Source organism: Kitasatospora sp. NPDC059648, assembly GCF_042734825.1.
Classification (GTDB): Bacteria; Actinomycetota; Actinomycetes; order Streptomycetales; family Streptomycetaceae; genus Kitasatospora.
Genome location: NZ_JBHWDU010000017.1, coordinates 57,320 through 68,168 on the forward strand (window position 1 = coordinate 57,320; position 10,849 = coordinate 68,168).

General features: G+C 72.0%; 11 protein-coding genes and 1 pseudogene. 10 read left to right on the forward strand and 2 right to left on the reverse strand.

The features are described from left to right. Positions 1-11 precede the first annotated feature (11 nt). From ACFV1W_RS13555 to ACFV1W_RS13590, 8 genes and pseudogenes are all read left to right on the forward strand, one after another. Entirely contained in the window at positions 12-1,508 is a 1,497-nt protein-coding gene (locus ACFV1W_RS13555) for an amino acid permease (protein WP_380416014.1), read from the forward strand. After that, positions 1,505-2,908, forward strand: a complete 1,404-nt coding sequence (locus tag ACFV1W_RS13560; RefSeq protein WP_380416016.1) for a glutamine synthetase family protein — start codon at positions 1,505-1,507, stop codon at positions 2,906-2,908. Before ACFV1W_RS13555 ends, ACFV1W_RS13560 begins: the two co-directional genes overlap by 4 nt. 91 nt (positions 2,909-2,999) lie before the next feature. Further along, positions 3,000-4,517: a Mur ligase domain-containing protein gene (locus ACFV1W_RS13565; RefSeq protein WP_380416018.1), complete on the forward strand. Its 1,518-nt coding sequence runs from the start codon at positions 3,000-3,002 to the stop codon at positions 4,515-4,517. Positions 4,518-4,549: 32 nt separating this feature from the next. Next, complete coding sequence (locus tag ACFV1W_RS13570; RefSeq protein ID WP_380416020.1) at positions 4,550-5,071, forward strand: hypothetical protein; 522 nt, start codon at positions 4,550-4,552, stop codon at positions 5,069-5,071. Further along, entirely contained in the window at positions 5,068-5,316 is a 249-nt protein-coding gene (locus ACFV1W_RS13575) for a hypothetical protein (protein WP_380416021.1), read from the forward strand. The genes ACFV1W_RS13570 and ACFV1W_RS13575 overlap by 4 nt, the downstream gene beginning before the upstream one ends. 64 nt (positions 5,317-5,380) lie before the next feature. Continuing rightward, the gene (locus ACFV1W_RS13580; protein ID WP_380416023.1) at positions 5,381-6,328 is read left to right on the forward strand and encodes a hypothetical protein; all 948 of its coding nucleotides are present in this window, start codon (positions 5,381-5,383) and stop codon (positions 6,326-6,328) included. Between the two features lie 148 nt (positions 6,329-6,476). Continuing rightward, positions 6,477-6,800 (forward strand): annotated as a pseudogene (locus ACFV1W_RS13585) (glycoside hydrolase family 15 protein); the annotation flags it as partial. Between the two features lie 189 nt (positions 6,801-6,989). After that, a complete protein-coding gene (locus ACFV1W_RS13590) occupies positions 6,990-7,760 on the forward strand; it encodes an endonuclease/exonuclease/phosphatase family protein (RefSeq protein ID WP_380416024.1) in 771 nt (256 codons plus the stop codon). Between the two features lie 85 nt (positions 7,761-7,845). Here ACFV1W_RS13590 and ACFV1W_RS13595 read toward each other — a convergent pair whose 3' ends face one another. Together ACFV1W_RS13595 and ACFV1W_RS13600 are read right to left on the reverse strand one after the other, a co-directional pair. Continuing rightward, a complete protein-coding gene (locus ACFV1W_RS13595; protein ID WP_380416025.1) occupies positions 7,846-8,994 on the reverse strand; it encodes a helix-turn-helix domain-containing protein in 1,149 nt (382 codons plus the stop codon). A 3-nt stretch (positions 8,995-8,997) separates the two neighbouring features. Then, on the reverse strand, positions 8,998-9,429 hold the full coding sequence (locus ACFV1W_RS13600; protein WP_380416026.1) for an NUDIX domain-containing protein: 432 nt from the start codon (positions 9,427-9,429) through the stop codon (positions 8,998-9,000). Positions 9,430-9,606: 177 nt separating this feature from the next. Here ACFV1W_RS13600 and ACFV1W_RS13605 point away from each other — a divergent pair, with 177 nt between their 5' ends. Together ACFV1W_RS13605 and fxlA are read left to right on the forward strand one after the other, a co-directional pair. After that, a complete protein-coding gene (locus ACFV1W_RS13605) occupies positions 9,607-10,500 on the forward strand; it encodes a TauD/TfdA family dioxygenase (protein WP_380416027.1) in 894 nt (297 codons plus the stop codon). 101 nt (positions 10,501-10,601) lie between these two features. After that, positions 10,602-10,733, forward strand: a complete 132-nt coding sequence (fxlA, locus tag ACFV1W_RS13610; protein ID WP_380416096.1) for an FxLD family lanthipeptide — start codon at positions 10,602-10,604, stop codon at positions 10,731-10,733. Positions 10,734-10,849 lie beyond the last annotated feature (116 nt).

The window sequence follows — 10,849 nt, forward strand, 5'->3', positions numbered from 1 at the left end:
GAGGCTTCCTCATGCCGCGTTCTGAACGCGTTCCCCTTCCCCAAGGGGATGACGACCATCTGCAGCTACTCGGGATCAAGCCCGAACTGGTGCGCAGGATGAGCCTGTTCGGCAACTTCGCCGTCAGCTTCTCGGTCATCTCGGTCCTCAGCGGCTGCATGACGTTGTTCGGATTCGGCCTGATCAGTGGCGGCCCCGTCGTGATGATGTGGGGCTGGCTGGGTGTGGGCCTGGCCGTGCTGCTGGTCGGCATGGCGTTGGCCGAGGTCACCTCCGCCTACCCGACCAGCGGCGGCCTCTACTACATGGCCCGGCAGTTGGGCGGCCCACGCTGGGGATGGACGACGGGCTGGCTGAACCTCCTCGGCCTGCTGGGCGGGATCGCCGGAATCGACTACGGCGCCGCGAGCTTCATCGCGGCGTTCGCAGACCTGCAGTGGGGAGTGGAGGCAACCCCTGGCCTGATCCTCACGATCTTCGCCGGTGTCCTGGTGCTGCACGCCCTGCTGAACGTCTTCGCCGTCCGGGCGGTCAGCCTGTTCAACAGCATCTCCGTCTGGTGGCACATCGGCGGCGTGCTGGTGATCGTCGGCGTGCTCGCGGTCATCCCCTCCCACCACCAGTCCCCCTCCTGGGTGTTCGGGCACTTCGCCAACGGCACCGGGTGGTCGAACCCGATCTACGTGTCGGCGGTCGGCCTGTTGCTGGCGGGCTACACCTTCTGCGGCTACGACGCGAGCGCCCACTTGAGCGAGGAGACGACGAACGCACGGGTCGCCGCACCGCAGGGCATCGTCCGCTCGATCTGGGTCTCCCTGATCGCCGGGTTCGTGCTGCTGGCCGGCCTGCTGTTCGCCGTGCAGGACTACGCGGGCACCGCTGCGGCGGACGTGCCGCCCGCGCAGGTCTTCCTGGACGCACTCGGGACCACCGGGGCGAAGGCGCTGCTGCTGATCGTGATTGGCGCCCAGCTGTTCTGCGGATCCGCCGAGGTCACCGCGTGCTCGCGGATGATCTACGCCTTCTCCCGGGACAACGCGCTGCCCGGCTCAGCGACTTGGCGCAGGGTGTCTCCCCGCAGGGTTCCGGTGCCGGCGGTGTGGCTGTCGGTGGCGGTGGCGTTCGTCCTGGCGGTGCCGTCGATGTGGAACGCGGCGGCGTACGGGGCGGTCACCGCGGTCAACGTCATCGGGATGACGCCGTCGTACATCGTGCCCGTCTACCTGCGGCTGCGGCAGCGGGACCATTTCGTCCCGGGACCGTGGCACCTGGGCCGGTGGAGCCGTCCGGTGGGGATCGCCGCGGTGGCGTGGGTGGTCGTACTGACGGTGCTGGTGTGCCTGCCGCAGCGCTACCCGGTGACCGTGGAATCGTTCAACTACGCCCCCGTCACCCTGCTGGTGGTCCTGGCGTTGGCGGCGCTGTGGTGGCGGCTGGCCGGCCGGAGGTTCTCCGTGCCGGTCGTCGGGGACCCGCAGCTGGCCGCGGTCGAGGAGCAGATCGTATGAGCCCCGCGATGCGCACCGCCGCCCGCTCCCTCGCGACCGCGTCCGTCGACACCGCCGCGCCGGTCGGCCGACTGGCAGAGCTGGTGGAGGTCTTCGGCCTGGACACCGTGATGCTGGCCACCGTCGATCCGCAGGGACGGCTCAAGGGCAAGGAATTCGATGCTCAGGTGCTGCTGGCGCGGCTGGCGTCGGGGCAACTCCGCCCGGAGATGTGCGGGTACGTGATCGGCACGGACCTGGGCATGACACCCCAGGACCGCGGCACGTTCTCCTGGGAGTCCGGCTTCGGCGACATCACCCTGGTGCCCGATCTCGACCGGGCCCGCACACTCCCGTGGGAACCGGGCACCGCCGTGGTGTTCGCCCACCCAGTCGACGGTGACCGGCCGCATCCGCAGGCCCCGGCGACCATCCTGGACGAGCAGCTCGACCAACTCCAGGGCCTGGGATACGAGGTGCGGGTCGGGATCGAGACCGAGTTCGCCGTCTACGAGAGCACGGCCGCCGATGCGGCGGCGGCCGGCTGGCGAAGGCTGCGTCCGGTGACGTGGGACAACCGCGACTACTCCCTCGACCGGCCGGGCGCGGCGGTCGGGTTCTCGCGGTCGCTGCGGCAGGCCCTGGCCAGGGCGGGGCTTCCCGTCGAGGCGGTCAAGCTGGAGAGCGCCCCGGGCCAGATCGAGGTCACGTTCCCCTACGGCCCGGCCCGGGAGGCCTGCGAGCAGCACGTGCTGTTCAAGCACACCGCGCGGGCGCTGGCGGACCGGCAGGGCATGGCGGCAACGTTCATGGCGGCCCCGGCGGACGGGGTGGGCTCCGGGATGCACCTGCACCTGTCCCTGTGGGCCGGTGGCGAGCCCCTCCTCGCCCGCGCCGACGACCCGCACGCGCTGTCGGAGCTGGGTGAGCGGGCCGTCGCCGGGCTGCTGGAGGTGCTGCCCGCCACCGCTCCGATGTGGGCCCCGTACGTGAACAGCTACAAGCGCCTCGGGGGCCCGTTCGCACCGTCCAGGATCGCGTGGGGACGGGACAACCGCTCCTGCGCGGTGCGGGTGGTCGGCCACGGACCGGGCCTGCACCTGGAGGTGCGCCTGCCCGGCGCGGACGCAAACCCCTACCTCGCACTCGCCGCCGCCGTCACCGCCGTCCGCCACGGCGTCACCGCAGATCTCAAGCCCGGCGAGCCCGTCACCGGCGACGCCGGCTGGGACGAGGACCTGCCCGAGGTACCTCGCCACGCCTGGGACGCCATCAAGGCGTTCGAGACCAGCCCCCTCGCCTGCGCGTTGCTGGGCGAGCACGTCGTCGCCCACCTCGCCTCCCTCGCCCGCCTGGACGTCGACCACCACGCCGCCCGCGTCACCGACGCCGAGCTCGCGCGCGGCTTCGCCCAGGCCTGAGCCCCGGGACGGCCGCGGAGCCACACCCCCGAGCCCGCGGCCGTCCCGGTTCCACCCCACCCCCTGTTCCTGACACTGCCGGAGACCCCTCATGGACACCACCATCCGCCCCCAGAAGAAGAGCGTGAAGCCCGCCCCCACTGGGCCCGGCCTGCTGGCCAAGGCCCACCTGGTCGGCGTCACCGAGTCCGGCATGGAGGGCCTGGCTCTTTGGCTGGCCTCCCGCGGCCTGGACGTCACCGGCAGTATCGACCCCGCGCACCAGGAGAGCCCCGCCGCCGACCGGCTGCGCGCGGCCGGCGTGGAACTCATGGTCGGCTCCGACGCCGGGCACGTCCGCAACGATCGAACGGCCGTGGTGTGGTCCGGGGTGGTCGTCGCCCCGCACCCGGAACTCGACCGGGCCCAAGTTCTGGGTGTGCCGGTGCTCGCCCGCGCACACGCGCTCGCCATGCTCTGCGAGGACTTCGGCCATCCGCTGATCGCCGTCGGCGGCAGCCACGCCACCACGACCGCGGCAGCCGTCCTGGCCGCTGCCCTGGCCGACGGCCGAACCGGCTGGATCCTCAACGCCCCCGCCGTTGGCGGTACCCCCGGCCAGGGCGGCGGACGGCGCCTCGTGGTGGACCTGTGCCCGGACGCCGGCACGCACGAGGCCGCGCCGCCCGGCTCGTGGAGCCACCGCCCCAATGTCCCGAACGTGTACCAGCGGCCGTCCCCGTCGGTGGCGCTGATCACCGCCGCCACCATGAACTCACCGCACTTCGAGGACACCATCGAGGCCCTGAACGCTGCCACGAACCTCGCCCGCTCCGCTGACACCGTGGTCCTGCCGCTCTGGGACAACGGGGCGAAGATCGTGCACGAGAGGCTGAGCGACCGCCCCGGCCCCACGGTGGTGACCGTGGGCCTTGTCGAGAGCGCGGACGTGTGGGTCCTCAAGCCCCGATGGCTCGGGGAAAGCTATCTCCTCACCCTCCGCCACCAGGGCAAGCAGCACCAGTTCATCGTGCCGATCGCGGGCGACCACCACGCCCTGGCCGCCTGCGCCGCCATCGCCACCGCCCTCGTCGCTGGGGAAAGCGCCAAGACGATCGCCGAGCGCCTGGCCGAATTCAAGGGCGTGGAGCGCTCCCTGACTGAAGCCGGCACCCAGGCGCGGATCACCGTCCGCGACTCCCGCGCCCGGCACCCCCAGGAGGTCGCCGATGATGTGACGGCCGCCCGGATGCTCACCGAGGGCAACGTCATCGTCGTCCTGGAACCGGACGGCATCGCCCGTACCAGCGCTCATGCCGTTGAGTTGGGTAAGGCCCTCGCCGCCGCCCACCGTGCCGTGCTGCTGCCGGTCGCCACCCCGCTGACCGTGCTGAACGTCCCGGACCCGCTCGATGTCGTCATCAACGCCGCCAGGCCTCCCTTGGGAGCCAGCAAGGCTCACCAGGTGCGTTTGAGCCCATGCGAACCGAGCGCCGAGCAGCAGGTCGCCGACCTCGCCAAGCCCGGCGACCTGGTGCTCGTCATCGGCACCGGCGAAGCCGCCCGCTTCGGCCCCCGGCTGCTGGAGCGCCTCGCGCGAACCGGTTCCCCCACCACTGACCGTCCGTGAACCGCCCGCCGACCACCGGAGTTGCTGCTGCCATGGCCACCACCCTTCCCGCCCACAACCTGTCCGAACGCGACGCCCGGCTCCTCGTCCACATCGCCGCCGAGTCCCAAACCCGCACGATCGCGGCCGACCCCGCCCTCACCCTGGCCCCCACCGACGTCGACGCCGCCGTCCGCGCGCTGTTCACCGCCACCGGCACGCGCACCGTGCTGCAACTCGTCGCCTGGGGCGCCGCGCACAGCATCGTCACCGGCACCACCGAGCCCTGCACCGCGCTCACCAACGCAGTTCATCTCCCGCGCCGCCTCCAGCGGGTCCTCGCGGGTTGGGTCGGCGGGCGCACCGCCCCAGAGCTGGCGGCCGACTTCGGCGTCTCGACCGCCACGATGCGCGGCTACGGCCGGGACCTGCGCTCCTGGCTGGGGGTCCGCAACCAGGTGCAGGCGAGCATCGCCGCCGTCCTGGCCGGCCTGGTCCTGCTCAGCGATATCGACCCCACGTGGCCCGCCGAACCACTCGACCGTGTCATCGAACCTCGCGGCCAAGCGGCGTGAACACCCGTCGCGCCACCGGCCGGGCTGCCGTCGGGCTGGTCTGTTTCCTGCTGGGAGTCCAGGTCGGGGCCGTCGTCGTCTATCTCCTCCAGCACCGCACCAAGCTCACCCAGCCGCTCTATCTGGCGATCTTTGCCCTCGTCGCCTTCGGCACCCTGGCCGTCGCCGACCGGCTGATCACCTCACGCTCGGCGCCCAGGCGCCGTTCCGGCTCATCCTCGCAGAAACCGCTCCCACCGGACTGAACACCTGCGCTACCCATGGCGGCCGTTCGGGCCTGGGCCGCACCCCTTCGACCCCAGACGGAAGATGAGCACCTTACGACCACCTGCCGACGGACTGGCGGCCCGCGACCTGGACCGCCACCTGATCAACCGCGCGGGCGTCCTCGTCGACGCCGAGGCGCTCGCCGAGCTGCCCGTCACTCGCCTCTCTGGGGCCGCGCCCGTGCTCTTGGCCGCGGGCGCCCCCGTCTCGGCCACCATTCCCGCGCCGCTGGTGCGGCTGCTGATGCGCGCCGGCTCCATGGCGATCCCCTGCGCCCTGGTCACCGAGCGCCTGGGCCTCGGCGTGACCGGCATGCTCACCACGCAGCGCGTCCCCAACGTGTGGTCCGCGTCCGTGTCGGCGAGTGAGTCCCGCGAGCGGGGCCTCAACCCCTATCGCGCCGCAGCCCGTGCACTCGGCCGTCCGGTCGAGAACTGCCTGGTCATCACCACGGACGAGGCGGCACGCGACGCCCAAGCTGGCGGAGCACGCCGTGTACTCCTCAGCCGCGCCGGAGCCCTCAGCACGGTTGCCGGGGATGTCACCGGACTCAGCGAGCGCGAGTACGGCGTCGCTCTGCACCTCGCGCTCGGGCACTCCTACGAAGGCGTCGCCGAGCAACTCGGCTGCTCCGCCAGCTCCGCCGCCAACACGATGTCGCGGGTGATGCACCGCCGGGGCCTCACCGACCGTACCCGCGCCATCGCCGACCTCATCGTCTCCAAGCTGCTCGACACCGCCGAGCTGCGCGCGGCCCTGCCCGGCAAACTCCCGGACCTCGCCCCGTGCGACCACCAGGTGCTCTCCTTGCTCGCCACCCACGAGGTGCGCGCCGTCGCGCGGATGACCGGCACCAACCAGGACACCATCGACCGGGTCATCACCCGGGCTACCGCCAGCATCGGAGCCCGCAACCGCACCCACGCCGTCGTCATGACCCTTCTACTCGGTCGGCCCGCCCTGACCACCGTCTCCCGCGGTGCACGGTGAGGCTGGTTGAGTACCCGGAGCACTACACCCCCGATGGCTCCCCGTCGCTGTATCTGGCCGGTTCAGGCGCGGGCCGTCCCAGCTGGCAGGCCGACGCCGTCGCTCTCCTGGCTGCGGCCGGCTTCACCGGAACCATCCTCAACCCCCGGCCCACAACGTCGACGGCCTGTCTGGCCACGAGGGCGCCTTCCTGGCCTGCTCGTTCTGGCTGGCCGACGACCTCGCCATGATCGGCCGGGTGCAGGAGGCCCGCGAGCTGTTCGACAAGCTGCTCGCGCTGCGCAACGACCTCGGGCTGCTCACCGAGGAGTGGGACCCGCGCGCCAAGCGCCAGGGCGGCAACTTCCCGCAGGCCTTCAGCCACCTCGCCCTGGCCGGCACCGCCCTGCGCCTGGCCGCCTGCGAGGCCGCTCACTTCCCCGGACAGCGAGACCGCGTTCCCGTCGGCGCCCTGGCGGGCACCTGGTCCTGACGCTCCTCCACACCCATCCCAGTCCACCCGTTCCAGGAGAGCACCCATGGGCACGATCACGATCGGCAGCTTCAATCTCGACCACGACGCTTCACCAAGCACCCCAGGGGAGGCGGCCACTTCGACAGGTGGTACGCGGCCCACGAGGTGCTCGCGAAATACCCGTTCGACGTCCTCTTCCGGCAGGAGATGAGCCACTCCCGCGCCGGGGGCGGACGGCTGCTCCACGAGGCCGAGCGCATGCTCGGCATGCGCGCCTTCCTCGCGCCGACCGCGCCCCCGGAGTCGGACAACCCCCCGGGGCTGTTCGTCCGGGAAGACACCTTCCGTGTGACCGGCGTCTGGCCGCAGGAGAAGGAGTGGTGGCTGCCGCCGTGCGTCGTGTCCGTGAAGCACGGCGAGACCGGTGTCCCGCTCCAGCTCGCCTCGGTGCACCTGAGCTTCCGCCTGCCCGGACGCCGCCGGATGGAGGCCGGCAACATCGCCACCTGGCACCGGCCCGACCGCGCGGTGCTCCTCGGCGGGGACTTCAACTCGTACAGCGCCTCCGGGCAGGAGCAGCAGCCCTTCCCCGACTGGCCGAACATCCTCGACCGCACCCACCAGGAACACCGCACCCGCGGCGGCAGCGAGAGCGACACCGAGCCCGACCGCGCCCTCACCCGCGTCGGCATCGACGACGTCGCCCTCCACGCGGCGACCCGTCTCGGCCAGGCCGACGCCCTCGCACCGACCGCCAGCCAGTACCCCCACGTCAACCTGCGCCAAGGTCCGCCTCAGCGCATCGACTTCCAACGCGCCTCCCGCGTCCTGCTGCCGACGCTCAGGGAGTTCAAGGTCATCCCGCTGCCCGAGCTCTCCGACCACCCGCTCCTCGTCTCCGTCTGGGACGAGGAGGCGTTCATGACCGGCCTCGCACGCCAGCCGGAATTCGACTACCGGCAGGCCCACACCCGCTGACTCCCGCCAGCTGCCCGCCCGAAACCCGTTCACCCAAAGGAGAGGAGGACCAGCCGTGTCCGTCGCCGCAGCCCCGAGCCGGACGTCAGGCCGCTATCTCAGCCCTCAGTCGTGCCAGGGCTTCGTCCGCCCGCCCCTGGACTTCGGGCAGGCGGCGACCAGCCCGAACGACGCGCTGGAGCTGGTGCGGCAGACGATGGAGGGTCGCCCCGTCGACCGCGGCCGTCAGCTGCTGCGCAGCTCCGGTCGCATCCCCTTGCCGCAGCAGCACCTCGCCGGCGGTGATCGCCGCGATGATCCGCCACTGGGACGTCGCTGCGAGTCCGGCGGCCGGCGCCTGGTCGAGCTGCCGTACCGCTTCGGCGACCCGGCCGGTGCTCATGAGGCCTCGAAGGCGGACCTCGTGAAGGGTGAACTCGGAGAACAGCGCGGTGGGCGCCGCCTCGTCCAGGAGTCGGTGGCCGTCCTCGACCGCATCGTCGAAGACGGCGGCGTTCCCGGCGGCTCCGGCGGCTCGGGCGAGCAGGACGACCGCCTCGGCGCGTTCGGTGGCGGTGCGGGCGGTATCGCGGGCCTGTTCGAGCCGGTCCAGCGCGCGAAGGTGAAAGCCGGACTTGCGCAGCTCGTTGCCATGGTGGCGCAGCGCGTGGGCATGCAGGCCCGGATCGCCCAGGCGCCGGGCGACGCTCAGGCCCTTGCCGGTCCAGCGGGCCGCGGTAGCCAGGCGCTCCTCCGGCAGCACGTGGCCGAGCGCGACGCCGAGGCCGACCCGGGCCCGGGCGAGCAGGCGCAAGGTGTCGAGGTCGGCGTGGCCGTCGGCGGTGCGGGCCTCCAAGCGGGCGACCAGCGGCCACAACTCCGCGACGGCGGTGGTGGCCTGGCCGGCCTGGCGGGCGATCTCGGCCAGGCGCAGCACGGACTCGGCGAGCTGGATCACGAGCTGGTGGTCTCCGTCGGCGTCGTCGGTGATGCCGAAGCAGTGCGGCGGCAGGCCCAGGCGTTCGGCGATGTGCCGCAGGGCGCCGATGTCGGTGACCGTGCGCGAGCCGGTCTCGATGCGGGAGACGTAGCTGGTGGAGTAGCCGAGGTGGTCGGCGAGTTCCTGTTGCGGCAGGCCGTGGAGTTCGCGGTAGAGCTGGAGGATCTCGGGCAGGGCGCGGCGTCGCAGGATGTCCTGGGCTCTGGGGGTGGTCCAGTGCCAGCGGATGCCGCAGTAGGGGTCGATCCGGGCCACCAGTCAGGCCCGGTCCTGGAGTTCGTACCAGCGGGCGATGGAGTTCTTGTAGCCCTGCGGCATGACCAGGCTGGGCACCTCGTCACAGTGGAAAAGGCAGGCTTCCTTGTGCTCGTGGCTGACGACCGGGGGTCGGTGCGCGTCGGTGGCGGTGCAGCCGTAGGTGACGATGAAGACCTTGCGGCCGGGGATCGGCTCGTACATCCACACGTCCAGCAGCGGGCCGACGGTCGCCGTCCAGCCGCTCTCCTCCTGGATTTCCGTGACCACCCGCTGCTCGGGGGTCTCGGTGCCCTCCAGCTTCCCGCCGGGCAGCTCCCACTCCTGGCGCTCGTTCTGCAGCAGCAGCACTCGTCCCTTCGGGTCGAGCACCACGCCTTTGATGGAGATCGGGAAAGCCGTTGGCACGTAGGGCTGTTCTGTCTGTCCGGTCATCGCTTCTTCCGGGGCGCGTGGGCGGGCACGGGCTTGTCGAAGGTAGCAGTTGCGCGGCGACACGATGCCCGGCTGCCCAGTGATCGCGCTTTGACAATCTGTCACTTTCCATGGAGGCGGTCCGGCGTGGAGAGTGTGTCGCCTCCCATCCACTCGGCCCCACGAGGGAGATCCACCATGCCGTCTTTCGACATCAACGGCACCAGTGGCCAGGAGTTCACCGTAGGCGTGCTGGACGGAGCAGTGCGCGAGCAAGCCGGAGCGGAGCTGCGCTCACACGGGCTGGTGAGGCTCACCAGGCTGGGCGGGCGCGACGATGTGCTCCTCGCGGCCGGCCAGCTGATGTCCTCGCTGTGGCGGCACCGGGATGCCGACCCGGACGGGCTGACCGTCATCCGCGACACCGGCCGCCACGCCGGACGGGCGGGCTTCGCCGGCCTGGGGCGCGGCGCCCTGGCCCTGCACACCGAGTGCGCGCAGCACCCGGATCCGCCCCGACTGCTCCTACTGGCGTGCGCACGGGCTGGCGACACGGGCGGCGAGAGCCTGCTGGTCGACGCCCAGACCGTCCTCGCCGAGCTGGCCGCGCACCACCCCGCCGCCATCGACGCACTCGCCGCGGACCGGGCCGCCTACTTCGGCGGATCGAGCGGCCACTTCGCCCCGGTCCTCCAGCAGCTGCCGGCCAGCCGCTGGCGACTGCGACTGCGGCAGGACGACCTCGCCCGGTTCTCGCCCGACGCCGATGCGCACCTGCCCGCTCTTCGCCAGGCCATCGACCGGAACACCCAGCGACTGTGTCTGACCCCCGGACAAGGCATCGTGCTGGACAACCACCGCCTGCTGCACGGGCGCACCGCCTTTTCGGGCGAGCGGCTGATACTGCGCGCTCTGGGCGAGGCGCACTCCGCGCTCGCTCTCGGCCCCGGCTTCCCCGCGCCGTGGTCCATGCCAAACCCCACCGCCCCGCAAACGGAAGCCGAACCCGCGGGCACTCCCGGCGAACTGCGGCCCCGCGCAGCACAAATGACCGTCGACACGCGGTACTGCCGCCCCACCGTCTCCTGGTGATGCGGGGCGCATTCCGCGCCCCGACTCCAGGTCCCGCAAGGGAAACCCCCGAAGGAGGAGCCACCATGTCTCAGAAGATCCCGGCCGAGACCAAGGCCGCCATGTCCGTCGTCGGCGACGAGTTCGACCTCGACGTCAGCACCGTCGAGACCACCGACGCGGCCAGCCTGCAGGTCCTCACCGACGACGGCTGCGGCAGCACCTGCGGCGCCTGCACCACCGGCGTGCACTGACCCTGCCGGCTGGTGCCCCGGGTGTAAGCCCGGGGCACCAGCCACCCCCCCGCCCCGCCCCCCGCCGACATACCAGGGCCGCCCCCCAGCGCCCATCCGCGACCCCCGCGGCCAAC